Source organism: Mucilaginibacter sp. HD30 (assembly GCF_054061755.1).
This window is the reverse complement of record NZ_JBSSEO010000001.1, coordinates 2,945,470-2,962,869: the sequence shown is the minus strand read 5'-3', so window position 1 is coordinate 2,962,869 and position 17,400 is coordinate 2,945,470. Positions and strand designations below refer to the sequence as shown.

The window sequence follows — 17,400 nt, the reverse complement described above, 5'->3', positions numbered from 1 at the left end:
ATAAGCAAATAATTAATTATTTTCAAAGCCTTTCCATTTGGGAAGGCTTTGTTATTTTAGCGCCATGGAAGAACAATTTGACAACCAGCTTAATATAGAGCTTTCCGAAGAAATTGCCGAGGGGACATATGCTAACCTTGCCATTGTAACCCATTCAACTGCCGAGTTTGTAATGGATTTTATACGTGTTATGCCAGGTGTGCCGAAAGCTAAGGTCAAATCGAGGATAATATTGACCCCCGAGCATGCTAAGCGGTTGCTGATTGCGCTTGAAGACAACATTGCTAAATACGAGGCTGTAAACGGACGCATAAAGACCCAACCCGAAGTGGGAGGTTTCCCAATTAATTTTGGCGGAACAATGGGGCAAGCTTAATAGCCTGCCGGTAAACGCTATCGCGCCCCTTTCCTGCAATAAAATATACTGTTGTTAAAGCCGAAAATGAAAGTATATTTGCAAAATCTATTAAATCAGTAGAGTTACTCAATGATATCTAAATTAAGTTCAAGTGAAGTACTGCACTTCCTGATCATTGTATCACTTATGTTGATATCTGCACGGTTGTTAGGCGAGCTTTGCCGCAAACTTAAACAACCTGCAATTATAGGCGAGGTGATGGCGGGTATCATTCTGGGTCCATCGTTACTGGGTGGTGTGTTTCCTAATTTATTTAATGAAATATTTGTATCGCAACCCAAGGCATATGGCGCTTATGACGGCTTAGCCAACATTGGCATTATGCTGCTGATGTTTATAGCCGGTTTTGAAATAGATCTTAAACAGATAAGGCAGCAGGGCAAGCAAGCTTTCTCTATAAGTATGATGGGTCTTTTGTTTCCGTTTGCCGTAGGATTTGCTGTGGCCTATTATTTTTACGACCATATATTCGCCGAGCCAAGCCATAACCTTGTTATATCTGCCATGTTTTTTGGTACAGCATTATCTATTACAGCATTGTCTGTAATTACCAAAATATTGATAGATATGAACATCCTTCAATCTAAAATTGGGGGTTTGGTTTTAACTGCTGCAATGGTCGACGACTTTTTTGGCTGGATACTTTTTTCAATTATACTTAAAATGATGGGATCGGGTAAAGATGATGCTTCCTTCGTTTCTATTATATTGGTTTTAGTATTTGTGGTATTCATGCTCACTATAGGCAGGTGGGGAATTAACAAATTATTATCAATTGCCCAACAGCATTTAAAAACAGGCAGAATAGTGACGCTTTGCGTGTTTCTGTGCCTGGTAGGTGCCATAGTTACTGAGTATTTAGGCGTACGCGGAGTTTTCGGAGCATTTTTGGTTGGTATAGCCATTGGCGATTCGGAATATTTTAGTGCAAGGCACAGGCTTGCCCTACACCAGTTTGTGGTAAACGTTCTTGCCCCGTTATTTTTTGCGTCAATTGGCCTGCGCCTTAACTTTATCGAAAACTTTGATTTAAAAGTTGTGCTGATTATATTAGGTATTGCTTGTTTTGCCAAGTTGGGTGGCGCGTGGTTGGGCAGCCGCATGAGCGGTATGACTAATAATGAATCATGGGCGGTGGCTTTTGGCATGAATGCGCGCGGATCGCAGGAAGTAGTTTTGGGTTTAATAGCGTTGCAGGCCGGAATTATAGATGAGCAACTGTTTGTTGGCCTTGTGGTAATGACAATAGTTACCATAGGGGCTTCCGGGCCGTTGATGCGATATTTTATTTTGAAACAGGAAAGTGCGGTTGCCAAAGCAAAGTTATCGGCGTAATTGCCTGTAACTTAATATCGGATTTTGCACTTTTATCCCGAAATTTGCGGGATGGAAGGAAACCCCAATATTATAAACTTTACTTACTCGGTTAGCAAAGCTATGCGAGAGCGGGTAAACGAGCATAAGGGGGCATGTTTGTGGTTTGAGGGGCTATCTGGCGCAGGGAAAAGCACTTTGGCAAACGGAGTTGAAAGCGAGCTTTTTAAAAAAGGAATTAAAACGTTCGGCCTGGATGGAGACAATATAAGGAAAGGCTTAAGTAGCGATCTGGGTTTTTCAGAATCAGACAGAATAGAAAACTTAAGGCGCATAGGCGAGGTAGCAAAGCTGATGTGCGACGCCGGGTTAGTGGTAACAGCGGCTTTTATATCGCCTTATAAGAAAGACAGACATTTGCTTAGAAATTTAATAGGCGAGTGTTTTTTTGAGTTTTTTGTGGATACGCCGCTACAAGTTTGTGAACAACGCGATGTAAAAGGGCTCTACAAAAAGGCACGAGCCGGAGAGATAAAGAATTTTACCGGGATAAACATCCCTTTTGAACGCCCGGACAATCCGGATATGATAATAAATACAGTTAATCAATCAATAGATGAATCCGTAAGTTTAATTTTGGATTTTATTTGGCCAAAATTAGCGCTTAGTTAAATATAATGAATAAATACTATCTTAATCATCTTCAGGAGCTTGAAGCTGAAGCAATCTATGTGATCAGAGAAGTCGTAGCTCAGTTTGACAGACCCGCAATTTTGTTCTCAGGCGGAAAAGACTCTATCGTGGTAACCCATTTGGCACGCAAGGCATTTTGGCCTGCGCGTATCCCAATGCCTTTGATACACATTGATACCGGCCATAATTTCCCGGAAACGATGGTGTTCAGAGATAAACTTGTTGACGAATTGGGCATACAACTGATTGTTGGATCGGTACAAGAGTCAATTAATGATGGCCGCGCAGTAGAAGAGACAGGCTTAAACGCCAGTCGTAACGAATTGCAGATCGTGACGCTATTAGATGCGATTGAAAAAAATAAAATTGATGCCGCCATTGGTGGCGCGCGCCGGGATGAAGAAAAAGCCAGGGCAAAAGAGCGCTTTTTTTCGCACAGGGACGAATTTGGCCAATGGGACCCCAAAAATCAACGCCCTGAGCTGTGGAATATATTTAACGGGCGCAAGCGTATGGGAGAGCATTTCAGGGTGTTCCCTATAAGCAATTGGACAGAAATGGACGTGTGGAATTATATCCTGAGCGAGAACATACCCATTCCTTCACTATACTTTGCTCATCAGCGCGAAGCAATTTATCGCGATGGCACCTGGTTACCTGTTTCAGAGTACACAGAGCTGCGTGCCGGCGAAAAGGTAGAGAATAAGTTAATGCGTTTTCGGACATTAGGCGATATCACCATTACCGGCGGTATAGAGTCTGAAGCGGATACATTGGAAAAAATTGTAGATGAGGTTGCAGGGAGCCGCAGCACTGAGCGCGGAAACCGAAGCGATGACAAACGTTCTGATACTTCAATGGAAGACAGAAAACGTCAGGGTTATTTTTAAATCACCCTATACCTTAGTTTACACTATTATATATTATTAAACTTTATATGGAATTATTACGCTTTACTACAGCAGGTAGTGTTGATGATGGAAAAAGCACATTAATTGGCCGTTTATTATACGATTCAAAATCAATTTTTGAGGATCAGATTGAAGCAGTAAGAAAGTCAAGCGAGCGCAAGGGTTTACAACATGTAGACCTTAGTTTATTAACAGACGGGCTACGCTCAGAGCGCGAGCAAGGCATAACTATTGACGTTGCCTACCGTTACTTCGCTACGCCTAAAAGAAAATTTATTATAGCAGATACCCCTGGACACATACAGTATACCCGCAATATGGTAACGGGTGCGTCAACAGCCAATTTAGCTTTGGTGTTAATTGACGCGCGCCATGGCGTAATTGAGCAAACCTGCAGGCACTCATTTATAGCATCGCTTTTACAACTACCCCATATTATTGTTTGCATAAATAAAATGGATCTTGTTGACTATTCTGAAGATGTATTTAATAACATTGTTGAGCAATACCGTGAGTTTGCAAGTAAGTTAAGCATCAACGATATCCGTTATATTCCTATTAGTGCGCTTAAGGGTGACAATGTAGTAAACCCATCAGCGCATATGCCTTGGTATAAAGGCGCCAGTTTGTTAGATACGCTTGAAACATTGCATATCGGGAGTGATTATAATCACACAGACGCTCGTTTCCCGGTTCAAACAGTTATCAGGCCACATGATAATGAATATCACGACTATAGGGGCTACGCGGGGCGCATTGCAGGCGGTATATTTAAAACCGGCGATAATGTGGTCGCTTTGCCGTCGGGTCTTAGTTCCCGCATAAAATCAATCGACACCTTTAGCGGTCCTGTTGCCGAAGCTTTTGCGCCTATGTCAGTATCCATAACGTTAGAGGATGATATTGATATTGGCAGAGGCGATATGATTGTTGCAGAAGATAACCAGCCGATAGAAACACAGGATTTAGATGTTATGCTTTGCTGGATGCGGGCGAAAGGCCCAAGGCCGGGTGCTAAGTATTTTATAAAGCACACCAGCAGAGAAGTAATGGGGATTATAAAAGAAGTGGTGTATAAACTTGATATCAACACCATGGAAAAGATAACAGGTGATCAGAACATTAAAATGAACGATATGGTACGGGTTAAAATAAGAACGGTACAGCCCCTAATGGTTGATGAATACCGCAAAAACCGTGTCACAGGTTCTTTAATATTGATTGACGATACCACTAATGAAACAGTTGCTGCAGGTACAATTCAAGACTAACGCGTTAACGCGTGTAACCGCCTGCATAAAAAGAGGCTAAATTACAGATATGGGAGATATAGCAAAAAATGATGTTAACCCTTTTTTTGAAAGCCAGCATATCCCTATATTTTTTGTACAAGTAGGAGACCATATTAATTTATTTCTTGATAAGATACTTCGCCAGGCACAACAATCAAACGGAAAGGAAAACGTTTATTTGCTGGCGAATAGTAATTTGCATTTATACCGGGATTTTAATTGTATTGATATATCCAAATACATGCAAGGCCGTGAATTCGATTCTGTATATCAACACCACTCCACTAATAAATACTCGTTTGAAAAAGCCTGCTTTGACCGCTGGTTTATTATTAATGATGTTATAAATGATTTAAACATCAATTATTTTTTTCATGCCGATTGCGATGTGCTTATCCCAGAAGATCTTAACCCGGTTTACACGTATTTGTTGCAGCATAATTACGACGGCTCGGTAATGTATTTTGAGCATGAAGGAAAAAGCGTAACATCCGGGCACTCGTCGTTCTGGAGTAAAACTCTCCTTAATGATTTTTGTAAGTTTGTTTGTGCGAATTACGCTGATGAGGAAGCCTTCAATAAGATATTGAACATTACGAAATCCGGATTTTTTTTGAATAACAAAAATGTTTCTGATATGATTTTCCTTGACATTTTTAGGCGCACTACCGATTTAAAAACCCTAAATTTATTTTCGCTTGAAGATGAGGGTATTATCTTTGATTTTAATATAAATGTTTCTCCCAATGGTTGGCGTAAAATTTTTAAAGTAGATAAATTTTACGGTATCAAAACCATAAAAAAGAAAAAGGCGAGTTTATATGCCCAAGAGGCAGCAAATAACGGACGCATTAAATTCTACTCCCTGCATTTTCAAGGTTATATTGCCAAAGCGCTGATACCTAAATATATAACCTTTGGAAGCAAGTTGGATAGGTTAGAAAATACCTTATTAGCGTATGCCACTTTTACTGTAAGAAAGTTAAGATTAAAAAAAAATCGGGTGAGAGATAAGCTTAAAATTAACACATAACCTGAATTAAAAGTTCTATATTTAGGCAATCTAGGGAGTCAAAAAAATAGTATTTAGGCAGTTTAATCACTATTGCATTAACGGTTTTATAAAAATTGGTATTTTTTTTTAAAAATTTAATAATTTAAAATTGTTCAATGATATGAAAGTTGTAAATTTGTTATCGTAGGCCGTAACGTTTGGCTTATTAAAGTTTGGTTCGTCCATGCTTATAAAATATCTTATGAAAAGAAAATTCTACATATTTAACCTTATTGTTGCAACTATATTTCTCGGATCTTTACTAAGCTCTTGTATATCCAGTAAACAACTTGCCTATTTCAACAATATAAAAAGGGATAGTGTTTCTACAATTCAGCCTACAAATATTCAGACAGTTATCAGCAAAAATGACATTTTACAGATAGAAATTTCAACGCCTGATCCGGTAACAACGGCAAGGTTTAATTCTGCCGGAGCTATTGGGCGTACGGAGTATCTGGTAGACGAGACCGGTGTTATTAAGTTGCCTTATTTAGGATCTGTAAAAGCCGAAGGGTTAAATAAAAAACAATTGGCTGATTTTATTACAAATGCACTTGTAAAAAGCGAATATGCAAAAGATCCCATAGTTTCTGTACGGGTAATCAATTTTAAAATTACCCTTTTAGGAGAAGTTGTGAGGCCTGGCAACGTTTCGGTACCAAACGAAAAAATAACGTTGCCCGAGGCGCTGGCATCAGCCGGGGATTTGACCCCATATGGCCGGAGGAACGATGTATTATTAATAAGAGAGACCAACGGTAATCGCATATATAAACACGTCGACCTTAATAAAGGCCAGATGTTTGATCCCGAGGTTTATAATCTCCAAAACCAGGATGTTATTTACGTTTACCCCACCAGAAATCGGGCGGCGAGTGTTGATAGAACGGGTCAGTTAATATCAATAGTAGCATCGGTGGTGTCACTTGCGATAGTGGTATATGTTCAATTTATTAAGTAGCGATTCTGTTTATAAATGAAAAATATTGAACAAAAGAATAATCCATTTGAGCAAAGGTCTGTAAAGACCATTATTAATCACATCGCCTTTAGGTACCTGCCCTTTTGGCCAATTTTTGTAATTACAATTATTGTAGCACTTGTTGTAGCACACTTTTATATCCGTTATCAAACGCCAATTTACCAGGCTAACGCTACCATCGTTTTAAAGGACAACGCAAATGAACGTGAAGATGCCAACGTTTTACAGGCTTTAGGAGTTTCAAACTCGGTAAAATCGGTAGAAAATGAGATTGAGATATTAAGATCCAGGGATCTGTTAGAGCAGGTTGTTGTTAGGGCTAGGCTATATGCCACCCTGTATAATAAAGGTAGGTTAAGAGATGTATTGATATACCCAAGTCCGATTGATTTTGAAGCCATACAGCCGTATAATATAAAGTCCACCGGCCCAATATCTTTTGCTTATGATGCTGCAAAAAAACATATTCTGCTTGATAACAAAAAATACCCATTAGGGGTGCCGGTAAGCACCCCTTATGGCGTATTTAAATTTAACGTAAACAGCGATTTTATCACGCCGCCGCAGTCTGACATTCAGCAGGAATATTATTTGTCATTACGTGATGTTAAATCTGCTGCCTTAGGTACTTTAGGCAGTTTGAGTGTTACGCCTCTTTCTAAACAATCTTCGTTAATTAATTTGTTAATGTCAGACCCTGTACCGCAGCGCGCTGTAGATATTCTGAATGTTATAATTGAAGAATATAATAGTGAGGGGATAGATGACAAGAATCAAATTGCCAAAAACACGCTGGCATTTTTAAAAGATAGATTAAAGAATGTTGCGGCTGAACTATCGGGCGTTGAAGGAGAGTATGAGAGTTACCGGTCTCGGGAAGGTATAGTTAGCCTTAGCCAGGAAGGAAGTAACTTTCTGAACAATGTTCAGACGTTTGACAAACAAAAGGAGCAAATAAAACTGCAATTGGTTATTCTGGAACAGGTTGAAAAATACATAGTTGCTAAAGGCCCTCATCCTGGTACGGTACCTGCCGGAATTAACAATTCTTTGTTTAATGGTTTGCTTGAAAGACTATATGGCTTTGAGCTACAGCTAGAAAATTTAAGGGAAACCAATGGCGAAAAATCTTCGGCGGTGGTTGTGTTGTTGGCGCAGATTAACCAGGTAAAACAAAGCTTATTAGAAAGTATCAAAAATACCAAACAAAGCTTAATTACCGAGTTAAATTCTATACAAAGCCAGGGCCAAAAGAACTCTCAGATGCTGAAGCAGGTTCCACAAAAAGAACGCGAGCTAATCCAGATCAATAGAACGCAGGTTATAAAAAACGATATTTACACTTTCCTGCTTAAAAAACGCGAGGAAACCGAGTTATCTGCCGCTTCCCAGGTAGCTAACAGCAAGGTAGTAAATTCAGCCAGCAGCGGCGGGGGGCCAATAATACCCATACCTCGAAACATTTATCTTATAGCGTTAACAGTTGGTGTTTTTGCCGGGGTGTTATTTGTATTAATTAGAGAGCAATACAATCAATCAATATTGTTCAGAAACGATATAGAGCGACTAACAAGTGCTCCGATTATAGGAGAGATAATGTATGATAGCAGCTCAGAAGCCATGGTTATTAGAGATGGCAAACGAACGGTTATTGCGGAGCAATTCAGGGCATTGCGTACTTCACTTAGCTTTACCGGCCTTAATCCGGATGCCAGTAACACGTTTTTATTGACCTCTTCCATTTCTGGTGAGGGTAAAAGTTTTATCGGTGTTAATCTCGCGGTGAGTTTTGCGCTAACCGGCAAGAAAGTAGCATTGCTTGAGTTCGACTTACGTAAGCCAAAAGTAAGTTCTATGCTTGAAATTGAAAAGGACCCCGGCATAAGTAATTATTTGGCCGGCTTGGTAACTTTAGAAGAGATCAAAAGACCAATGGATAGCAAAGGTGTACCGGGTTTTGTAGTTCTGGCTGCCGGTACCATACCGCATAATCCTACCGAATTGATGTTAAACGGCCGACTTGATGTATTGATGAAAGACCTAAAAGCTGAGTTTGATTACATAATTATAGATTCGCCGCCTATTGGCTTGGTAACAGACGCTAAACTGCTTAGTAAATATGCCGACGTCTGCTTGTACATGATCAGACATGGCTATACCCCTAAAGGTTACTTAAAATTAATAGATCAACTTTACAGTAATGAAGAGTTAAAAAATGTAAACTTGATATTCAACGGTATTAAATCAAGAGGTGTCGCAGGTGGTAGCGGTTATGGTTACGGTTATGGCTACGGTTACGGTTACGGTTACGGTTATGGTTATGGCTACGGTTACACCCAGGAAGATGATAAGAAACCCGGTTTATTGCAACGGTTGGTAAAGAAAAAGAAATAAGCCAAAAGGTATGGCGCCTGGAGGTCGTATGGCATTATTTAAAAGTTATGCAAAAAAGTGATGGATCTACAGATTGGACGCTCAGAATAAGGCCGTCGCGGAGTGCTTTTGATCTTCACCTAAAAGATATCTGGCTCTATCGAGACCTGTTGTGGCTTATAGTCCGAAGAGATTTCGTTTCGTTCTATAAACAGACTGTATTGGGGCCGCTTTGGTTTTTTATTCAACCTATATTTACTACTATCATATATGTAGTGATTTTTAGCAATCTGGCAAAAATAAGCACCAGTGGTGCCCCGCCTGCCATTTTCTATTTGGTGGGGACGGTTGCTTGGACGTATTTCTCTGATTGTCTTACCAAAACCTCAACGGTATTCAGAGATAATGTATCCATTTTTGGTAAAGTTTACTTCCCAAGGCTTATAATGCCCTTAAGTATTATTTTTTCTAATATGATAAAATTGGGGGTACAGTTTTTACTTTTCATTATATTACTAATATATTATATTTTTCAGGAACGAGTGCATGTAAACGGTTATGCTTTATTATTTCCGGTGGTAATATTGCTAATGGCCATTTTAGGTTTGGGTATTGGATTAGTCATAACGGCCCTTACCACTAAGTATCGTGACTTAGCTTTCATTGTAACGTTTGGTATGCAATTGTTAATGTATGCTACACCGGTTATTTACCCGTTGTCAGCTGCTCCGGTAAAGTACCGAACAATTATTGCACTTAACCCTATGAGTGGGTTAATAGAAACTTTTAGGTACGGCTTTTTAGGCACAGGTAATTTTTACCCCGGTGCTTTTATATACAGTCTTTTTGCAAGTATTATTTTATTAATATTAGGATTAATTGTATTTAATAAAGTGGAAAAAGACTTTGTTGATAAAATATAACGCCAACGGGTAATGAGTGATATAGTAATACAAGCAAACAACATATCGAAAGCTTACCAACTGGGCGATTTTGGTACCGGTACACTAAGTCGCGACATTGAACGGTGGTGGGCAATGATGCGGGGGAAAGAGGATCCGTTCTTAAAAATAGGCGAGAGCAATGATAGGACGATACAGGGCGCTAGCGATATTGTGTGGAGCCTAAAAGATATCAATTTTGAAATTGGGAGGGGAGATGCTGTTGGGATTATAGGGCGTAATGGGGCTGGTAAAAGTACTTTACTAAAGTTGCTTAGCCGTGTAACCGTACCAACAACCGGCGAGATAAATGTTAAAGGACGTATTGCAAGCCTGCTTGAAGTTGGTACCGGATTCCACCCCGAACTTACCGGCCGCGAGAATATTTTTTTAAACGGTGCAATACTAGGCATGCGCAAAGCCGAGATAAGAAAACAGTTTGACAGTATTGTAGCTTTTGCAGGAGTGGAGCGGTATATCGATACCCCTGTAAAGCGCTACTCATCAGGAATGTATGTTAGGCTGGCGTTTGCTGTTGCAGCTCATCTTGAGTCGGAAATTTTAATTGTTGATGAGGTTTTAGCTGTGGGAGATGCTGAATTCCAGAAAAAGTGTCTTGGCAAAATGGGCGAAATAAGTAAGGGTCAGGGAAGAACAGTATTATTTGTTAGCCATAACATGGGTAGCGTTATTCAGTTATGTAACAAGGGTATATTATTAAAAAATGGTAGTATAGAATTGAGCGGTCTGCCTCAGGAAGTAACGCAAGAATACCTATTTGATAATGAAGAAAACCAATCTGTTGGACCGTATTATTTTATTGGCGACGCTACGGATATGCTATATTTCATAAAAGCGGTAGAACTACTTGATGATAAAGCAACCATACGAGAAGCGTTTTCTACAACCGAAAAGTTTTGTTTAAGTGTAAGTTTATGTTTTATCAACTACCATCCGTCTATCGAAATAGCGATCAATTTGTTTAGCCAGCGCGATTTTCGGGTGTTTACCATACATGAACGCTTGTTTGACCACTTGGTAGATAGACAGGAAAGGGAGGTAAAGCTTAACTTTGAATTTCCGAGCGAAATGCTTGCACCCGGTACATACACATGGGTTGTAGTTATACATATTCCGCACCAGCAGGCTTTTCATGTGCTGAAAAGTATTTGTAAATTTACTGTAACGGATGGTGGCACCAAGTTAGCAAGTTACGAAGGCACCGATATTGGAGTAATACTCCCAAAATATAAAATAGTTAAGTGAGCGCATTTAGAAAATTGGTGAGCCTTTTTAAAGTATTGTACCAAAGGGCTTCATTTTTTATACAGTATAAAAAAATTGAGCTGGCCGCATCATACTTGAAAAATATAATCCGTTTGGCTAGCATCCGCTTTTGGATTGGCGCTATGCAGCGTCGAGAAATAATTGTGATTGCACTAACCGAACATATTGGTGACATTGTAGCCTGCGAACCAGTAAGCTATTATGTTCGTATCAACTATCCCAAAGCATTTGTCATTTGGGTAGTAAACAAGCGTTATCAGGAGTTGATAATTGCTAACAAGAATCTTGACGACGTATTGACTGTTACTGGAATTGGCGAATGGATATACTTGAAAAAAAAGTTAGGAAGCAATGTTCAATGTTTCGATTTGCATTTAGATAGGAAGCCTTGCTCAAAATATGGCCTAACCCTCCGCAACGAAAATCCTGATAATATTGACATTTATAATTATTATTTTTTCGGCAACTTACTGCAAGCGTTTACCAGGTGCGCTGGTTTGAAGGTGCCAGACATAACACCCAGACTGCATATTGATACTGCCTCATTGAACGTTCCTCAGCCTCCGGGGCGCTACATTGTAGTGCATGCGGCATCTAACGAGGATACACGAAACTGGGACGCAAGAAAATGGGATACGCTGGCTGAAAAGATATTAGATAGCTACGCAGATATTTATATAGTAGAGATCGGCATGCAAAAAGTAATTAATAGTCAAAATAAAAGGTATCAGAATTACTGCGACAAGTTGTCTCTCGTTCAAAACGCTGCGATAATTAAAAATGCATTTTTTTTTATCGGTATTGATAGTGGTTTTGCACATTTTGCGAATTCATACCACATTAATAGTTTGATTTTAATTGGACACTATCGTGATTTTGAAAGATACATGCCATATTCCGGATATTTTGAGCAATATCAGAACGAAATGATTTTATATCATAATGGTAACTTAAAAGAGTTAGATCCGGCGGTAGTGGCCGAGCGTGTATCTATGCGTATAAGCCCAGGCAATAAAGTTAACAACACTTTGAATGAACACTATTAAGGCAATAGCAATAAATCTTCCGCAATTTCACCCCATACCTGAAAATAACGAATGGTGGGGAAGAGGCTTTACAGAGTGGACAAATGTGGTGAAAGCAAGGCCTCAGTTTAAAGGACATTACCAACCGCATTTACCAGCTGACCTTGGCTTCTACGACCTTCGATTGGAGGAGTCCCGTATAGCTCAGGCCAATTTAGCCAAGCAATATGGCATACACGGATTTTGTTACTACCATTATTGGTTCAACGGAAAACGCCTGCTCAATGAACCGATCGATGGCATTTTACGTTCAGGCAAACCCGACTTTCCGTTTATGGTTTGTTGGGCTAATGAAAATTGGACGCGCCGCTGGGACGGACATGACAAAGAAATACTAATTGAACAACACTATGGCAGACAGGATGACCTTGACCACATACGTTTCCTGACTGCCCATTTTTTTAGTGACGAACGGTATATTCGTGTAAACGGTAAGCCTTTCATTATTATTTATAGACCAGCACTCCTACCCAATATTGCACAAACGCTCCAAACATGGAGAGAATATGCGGCTAAACAAGGTATGGAACTGCACATTGGTTGTATGCAAACTTATGATTATAAAAAAGAGGACGCTGTTCTATTTGATTGCGTCATCGACTTCCAACCTCATCTGTTTAATATGCCGGTTGACGTGCTCATGCCTCTTAAACAGCGTATAAAGAAAAGATTAGGGTTTGGCCGCTCAGTATATCACAACAACCGTATATTTGATTACTCCGCGTATGTAGATGCCATAATTAAAGAGAACGCTGAGATGCTTGAAAATGTTTATCCGGGGATAACGCCGGGCTGGGATAACTCTGCCCGGCGAAAAAAAGATGCGTTGATCATCACTGGTTCAACGCCCCGCGAGTATGGCCGCTGGCTTGAGCATATCGTTGCAAAATACAAACAAAAAGATACTTTTTTATTTATAAATGCATGGAACGAATGGGCCGAAGGCAATCATCTGGAACCAGATTCGCATTGGGGGCTACAATATCTAGAGCAAAGCGCAAAATTCTTAAGAGATGCCTGAAGTATCTGTAATCATCCCAAATTACAACCATGCTCTTTACCTCAGGCAGCGTATAGATAGTATTCTTGCGCAAAGTTTTCAAGACTTTGAGGTGATCATATTGGATGATTGTTCAACGGATGACAGCCGTATAGTAATTGAAGAATATAGAAGCAACACTAAGGTGCAGTTAATTACTTACAATAAGATAAATAGCGGTGGCCCTTTCAATCAATGGCAAAAAGGTATAGAAGTTGCAAGCGGTAAATACATTTGGATAGCTGAAAGTGATGATTGGTGCGAGCCATCGTTGCTTGCAACGTTAATGGAGGCCTTTACTAACAAAGAAGAGTGTGTAATGGCTTATGTGCAAACCCATACTGTTCACAATAACGATATCACTCAAACATCCTTCTATCCAAAGTTAGCCGATTACATGGACGGAAGGGAGTATATACAAAAACACCTCGCTGCCCAATGCGCTATATGGAACGCCAGTATGCTTTTATTCAAAAAGGATTGTTATTATAAAGTTTCAGAGCGTTTTACTAAATTTAAAATGTGCGGCGATTGGCAATTTTACATTGAGTTAGCCGCGCAGGGGCAGGTTTTTATATGTGGTAAAGTTCTCAATTACTTCCGCAAACATGATAAGGATGTGAGCGGTAAAATGTATAGAACCGGAGCTAATTACCTGGAAGAAATTGATATATTAACAGGCCTGATAAATGCATCGCAAATAACTACCGAAGAATTTAAAAAGCACATCCTTACTAAATATTTATTTTTCTTAGCAGCACGCAATGGCTTTACCACTGAAATGAATAATGTAATTGAGCGTGAATTTTTCAGTGCAAACGAGCTTAACTTAAAAGGCTTTCTGGTAAATAATAGTAGGCGAGTGCTGATTAAAGCCCGGATAAAACGCCGACTTAATATTTTACTTGGTAATTATTAACGATGGCAGAAAGTGTTTGCGTAATTATTCCGGTATATAAGCCACGACCAACAAACGCTGAGATTCTATCATTGCAAGCTTGTATAAGGCACTTGATATCTTATGATTGTTACCTGATTTTTCCGGAAGGATTAGATATAAGCGCTTACACATGCATACATACAAGTTTGTTGCTTAAACCAGTAAACCCACAGTGGTTGGCATCAATTCAAGCGTACAACAGGATGAAACTGAATTTAGGTTTTTATAATCTTTTTAATAATTATAGCCACATGCTTACTTATGAGCTTGATGCCTATATTTTTAGCGACGATTTAAAGGCTGCCCACGCCTTTGAATTTGATTTTATAGGCGCGCCATTTTTTGAAGGTTACTGGCGGGCAAAACCCGATGCTGAACCTGTGCAAGGCTGCAATTCGGGGTTTTCTGTCAGAAATATTCAATCGTGCGTAAACGTGTTAAGCTCCATGCATAAATATCGTGCACATTGGCTGTTGTATAGGTTTTTTTTAGCCCCGGTGCGCAGATTAAGATTGTTTTTAAATAGCCTTACAAACAATAAGTATGACGTTTTTATCACAGGTAAGTTTGCTTTTAGTTTTGATAAATTTCATTTAAATGAAGATGTTGTTTGGACTGAAGTTGTGCCCAAATTATTCCCCGATTTTAAAATTGCCAACTCAATGGCAGCTTTGGCGTTTAGCTTTGAATACAATTTACCGCAATCATTGATTTTAAATGGTGGTAAACTGCCACTGGGATGCCATGCATGGCTTAAACATCCTGAATTTTGGAAGGATTATATAAATATGGATAGCCTAATTTAAAAACATGGCGTTTGATTTTTATCTTTCTGAAATGTCTGTATCCAATCAACACGGTGGTGGTCTTACTATACAGCGTATTTTAGGCGATGAACTGTTCGCCATTCCATTATTTGTGCACCTGGGTAGGTATGCAGATATGCATCCTATTATACCCGCTTTAGAAGGCCGCGAATTGACTTTGTCTACATGGTGGGATAGTGATGGCGCTCGTCGTTTAATTGGCCGCACACGGGCGCGTACAATGCGAAAGAAAATGTGGGTAATTAAAAGCGCCGCCATAAATGCCGCCCGGGCGCTCGCCGATAAATTTGGAAAAGAGAAATTGGTAAAAGTGTTGGTTTGCCCGCAAGGCGCAAATTCTCTTTACACAATAGAAGCTTTGAAGAAACGGCGCCCGGTAAAGTACATTAGTTGGGTAATGGACGATCATTTAGTGCAATATATAAATGGTCGGTGGGAGTATCCCAATAACATCGAAACTGTTTTTGGAAAACACTTGCGAGAAGCGGAACATGTTTTTGTAATTAGCCCCCAAATGCAACAATTCTATTTAGAAAGATTTGGCGTTAACTCAACCGTGTTATTTGGCCCTGCGGATGCCATAAAAACTACAACCTACAATGTAAATACAACTGGGTTGATAAAAATAGGCTATTTTGGCGCAGTTGACCTTTGGCAAAAAGATGCACTTGCAGCGGTGGCAAATGCAGTGAGTGATGCAGGCGGACAATTGGACATTTATTCTATCATTGAAAAATTACCGCAGGAATTGAATCATCCAGGTGTACAGTTGAAGGGGCGCCTCAGCCCTGAAATGGTTTTACCAACAATGCAGCGATACGATGCTATATTGTTACCAATGAGTTTTTCAGAAGAAAAGCGCCATATGTCTGAATTTAATATAGCAACAAAAATGAGCGAGTACCTGGCGTCGCGAGTGCCTATTTTAGCTGTAGGGCCGGCATATTCGGCTATGATAAAATATCTTAAAGGTCATGAGGCAGCTATTGTAGTTGATTCCGTTGATAAATCAGAAATAAAAAAAGGATTCACGTTACTACAGCATAAACAAACAGTTGCTATTACGCTTGCGAATGCAGCAAACGTGGCAGCAAATGCAACCGGCACAAAACCTATGCGTATGCAGTGGCAAATAGCTGTAAATAAATTTTTATCTTAGGCATTAATTAGGTTAAGCATACTACTGATATTTGTCTGTTACAATAAATGGTTTCCGTCATAATCCCCAACTATAATCATGCCCGCTATCTAAAGCAACGTATTGATACAGTGTTGGCGCAAACTTACCGCGAGTTTGAAGTGATAATACTTGATGATTGTTCTACAGACAATAGCCGGGATGTAATAGCCGCCTACAAAGGTCATCCCCAAGTTAGTCATGTTATTCTTAATGAAAGGAATAGCGGCAGTACCTTTATCCAATGGCAAAAAGGTATAGAGTTGGCTAAAGGGAAGTATATTTGGATAGCTGAAAGTGACGACTGGTGCGAACCAACGCTGTTGCAAACGGTGGTTGAGGGCCTGGAGGCCAAACCTAACGCGGTGCTGGGCTACGTGCAATCGTCCATTGTAAATGGAGATAACGATATTTATAAAGTTTCAGCAACAAATCAATTGGTTGAGTATATGGCTGGCAATAAATATGTTTCGCAATGCCTGGGCAATTATAACCTGATTATTAACGCCAGTATGGCCTTGTTTAAACGCGAATGTTACTATAACCTTTCTCCGCGTTATCAAACCTTTAAATACTGTGGCGACTGGCTTTTTTGGATAGAAATAGCCTTACAGGGCGATATATTTATATCGGGTAAAGTGCTTAACTATTTCAGGAAACACGGTGCCGATGTAAGTGGCAAAATGCTGGCATCGGGCAATAACCATATAGAAGAAATAAGAGTGCTTAAGCTGATCAAACAGCAGCAGCTAATTACTGAAACTGAATATAAAAGTTATTTATTACCCCGCTTTATACGATATATGGTATTTAAAGAACAATACAAGGCGGATACCCGTTTAGCAATTGAAGATGCGTTTTTTATTGACGGAGCAATATCTTATAAGAAATATCTTACCAGGGTGGGATTTTGGAACTTGATTAAAATAAAATTGAAAAACAGACTGAAACTATAGCAGTAAGTGTTCACTATAACGTTATTTTTGAATAGGCCTATCCAATACATTATATTTATTGGATAATATATAGCGGTGGTGAATCACCGTTGGTGGCCATACTACAAT

The 17,400-nt window shown here is 39.6% G+C and carries 16 protein-coding genes; all 16 read left to right on the top strand.

Translation table 11 applies throughout. The features are described from left to right. Window positions 1-64 precede the first annotated feature (64 nt). The 16 genes from ACVW2L_RS14155 (at window position 65) to ACVW2L_RS14080 (ending at window position 17,292) form a co-directional block, all read left to right on the top strand. Window positions 65-376, top strand: a complete 312-nt coding sequence (locus ACVW2L_RS14155) for a DUF3467 domain-containing protein (RefSeq protein WP_457128620.1) — start codon at window positions 65-67, stop codon at window positions 374-376. A gap of 111 nt (window positions 377-487) precedes the next feature. Then, complete coding sequence (locus ACVW2L_RS14150; protein ID WP_457128619.1) at window positions 488-1,753, top strand: cation:proton antiporter; 1,266 nt, start codon at window positions 488-490, stop codon at window positions 1,751-1,753. 51 nt (window positions 1,754-1,804) lie between these two features. Beyond that, complete coding sequence (gene cysC, locus ACVW2L_RS14145; RefSeq protein WP_457128618.1) at window positions 1,805-2,404, top strand: adenylyl-sulfate kinase; 600 nt, start codon at window positions 1,805-1,807, stop codon at window positions 2,402-2,404. A gap of 5 nt (window positions 2,405-2,409) precedes the next feature. Beyond that, the gene (gene cysD, locus ACVW2L_RS14140) at window positions 2,410-3,315 is read left to right on the top strand and encodes a sulfate adenylyltransferase subunit CysD (RefSeq protein WP_457128617.1); all 906 of its coding nucleotides are present in this window, start codon (window positions 2,410-2,412) and stop codon (window positions 3,313-3,315) included. Between the two features lie 47 nt (window positions 3,316-3,362). Next, window positions 3,363-4,607 (top strand): sulfate adenylyltransferase subunit 1, encoded by a 1,245-nt coding sequence (locus ACVW2L_RS14135; RefSeq protein WP_457128616.1) that lies wholly within the window; start codon window positions 3,363-3,365, stop codon window positions 4,605-4,607. A gap of 49 nt (window positions 4,608-4,656) precedes the next feature. Continuing rightward, the gene (locus ACVW2L_RS14130; RefSeq protein WP_457128615.1) at window positions 4,657-5,661 is read left to right on the top strand and encodes a hypothetical protein; all 1,005 of its coding nucleotides are present in this window, start codon (window positions 4,657-4,659) and stop codon (window positions 5,659-5,661) included. Between the two features lie 223 nt (window positions 5,662-5,884). Next, complete coding sequence (locus ACVW2L_RS14125) at window positions 5,885-6,646, top strand: polysaccharide biosynthesis/export family protein (RefSeq protein ID WP_457128614.1); 762 nt, start codon at window positions 5,885-5,887, stop codon at window positions 6,644-6,646. Window positions 6,647-6,661: 15 nt separating this feature from the next. After that, on the top strand, window positions 6,662-9,061 hold the full coding sequence (locus ACVW2L_RS14120) for a GumC family protein (RefSeq protein WP_457128613.1): 2,400 nt from the start codon (window positions 6,662-6,664) through the stop codon (window positions 9,059-9,061). A gap of 47 nt (window positions 9,062-9,108) precedes the next feature. Further along, entirely contained in the window at window positions 9,109-9,963 is an 855-nt protein-coding gene (locus tag ACVW2L_RS14115; RefSeq protein ID WP_457128612.1) for an ABC transporter permease, read from the top strand. A 12-nt stretch (window positions 9,964-9,975) separates the two neighbouring features. Beyond that, window positions 9,976-11,247, top strand: a complete 1,272-nt coding sequence (locus ACVW2L_RS14110) for an ABC transporter ATP-binding protein (RefSeq protein ID WP_457128611.1) — start codon at window positions 9,976-9,978, stop codon at window positions 11,245-11,247. Further along, entirely contained in the window at window positions 11,244-12,314 is a 1,071-nt protein-coding gene (locus tag ACVW2L_RS14105; RefSeq protein WP_457128610.1) for a glycosyltransferase family 9 protein, read from the top strand. Before ACVW2L_RS14110 ends, ACVW2L_RS14105 begins: the two co-directional genes overlap by 4 nt. Continuing rightward, a complete protein-coding gene (locus tag ACVW2L_RS14100) occupies window positions 12,301-13,374 on the top strand; it encodes a glycosyltransferase WbsX family protein (RefSeq protein ID WP_457128609.1) in 1,074 nt (357 codons plus the stop codon). Before ACVW2L_RS14105 ends, ACVW2L_RS14100 begins: the two co-directional genes overlap by 14 nt. Continuing rightward, complete coding sequence (locus ACVW2L_RS14095; protein WP_457128608.1) at window positions 13,367-14,311, top strand: glycosyltransferase family 2 protein; 945 nt, start codon at window positions 13,367-13,369, stop codon at window positions 14,309-14,311. Before ACVW2L_RS14100 ends, ACVW2L_RS14095 begins: the two co-directional genes overlap by 8 nt. A gap of 2 nt (window positions 14,312-14,313) precedes the next feature. Next, the gene (locus ACVW2L_RS14090) at window positions 14,314-15,138 is read left to right on the top strand and encodes a DUF5672 family protein (protein ID WP_457128607.1); all 825 of its coding nucleotides are present in this window, start codon (window positions 14,314-14,316) and stop codon (window positions 15,136-15,138) included. 4 nt (window positions 15,139-15,142) lie between these two features. Continuing rightward, window positions 15,143-16,318 (top strand): hypothetical protein, encoded by a 1,176-nt coding sequence (locus ACVW2L_RS14085; protein ID WP_457128606.1) that lies wholly within the window; start codon window positions 15,143-15,145, stop codon window positions 16,316-16,318. Between the two features lie 47 nt (window positions 16,319-16,365). Beyond that, on the top strand, window positions 16,366-17,292 hold the full coding sequence (locus tag ACVW2L_RS14080; RefSeq protein WP_457128605.1) for a glycosyltransferase family 2 protein: 927 nt from the start codon (window positions 16,366-16,368) through the stop codon (window positions 17,290-17,292). Window positions 17,293-17,400: the final 108 nt, after the last annotated feature.

Excerpts from the sequence above, each read along its gene's own strand:
- ACVW2L_RS14100 (WP_457128609.1), top strand. The coding sequence starts at position 12,301 with ATGAACACTATTAAGGCAATAGCAATAAATCTTCCGCAATTTCACCCC.
- ACVW2L_RS14080 (WP_457128605.1), top strand. The coding sequence starts at position 16,366 with ATGGTTTCCGTCATAATCCCCAACTATAATCATGCCCGCTATCTAAAG.
- ACVW2L_RS14085 (WP_457128606.1), top strand. The coding sequence starts at position 15,143 with ATGGCGTTTGATTTTTATCTTTCTGAAATGTCTGTATCCAATCAACAC.
- ACVW2L_RS14135 (WP_457128616.1), top strand. The coding sequence starts at position 3,363 with ATGGAATTATTACGCTTTACTACAGCAGGTAGTGTTGATGATGGAAAA.
- ACVW2L_RS14150 (WP_457128619.1), top strand. The coding sequence starts at position 488 with ATGATATCTAAATTAAGTTCAAGTGAAGTACTGCACTTCCTGATCATT.
- ACVW2L_RS14125 (WP_457128614.1), top strand. The coding sequence starts at position 5,885 with ATGAAAAGAAAATTCTACATATTTAACCTTATTGTTGCAACTATATTT.
- cysD (WP_457128617.1), top strand. The coding sequence starts at position 2,410 with ATGAATAAATACTATCTTAATCATCTTCAGGAGCTTGAAGCTGAAGCA.
- ACVW2L_RS14130 (WP_457128615.1), top strand. The coding sequence starts at position 4,657 with ATGGGAGATATAGCAAAAAATGATGTTAACCCTTTTTTTGAAAGCCAG.
- ACVW2L_RS14155 (WP_457128620.1), top strand. The coding sequence starts at position 65 with ATGGAAGAACAATTTGACAACCAGCTTAATATAGAGCTTTCCGAAGAA.
- ACVW2L_RS14095 (WP_457128608.1), top strand. The coding sequence starts at position 13,367 with ATGCCTGAAGTATCTGTAATCATCCCAAATTACAACCATGCTCTTTAC.
- ACVW2L_RS14090 (WP_457128607.1), top strand. The coding sequence starts at position 14,314 with ATGGCAGAAAGTGTTTGCGTAATTATTCCGGTATATAAGCCACGACCA.
- ACVW2L_RS14110 (WP_457128611.1), top strand. The coding sequence starts at position 9,976 with ATGAGTGATATAGTAATACAAGCAAACAACATATCGAAAGCTTACCAA.
- ACVW2L_RS14120 (WP_457128613.1), top strand. The coding sequence starts at position 6,662 with ATGAAAAATATTGAACAAAAGAATAATCCATTTGAGCAAAGGTCTGTA.
- cysC (WP_457128618.1), top strand. The coding sequence starts at position 1,805 with ATGGAAGGAAACCCCAATATTATAAACTTTACTTACTCGGTTAGCAAA.
- ACVW2L_RS14115 (WP_457128612.1), top strand. The coding sequence starts at position 9,109 with ATGCAAAAAAGTGATGGATCTACAGATTGGACGCTCAGAATAAGGCCG.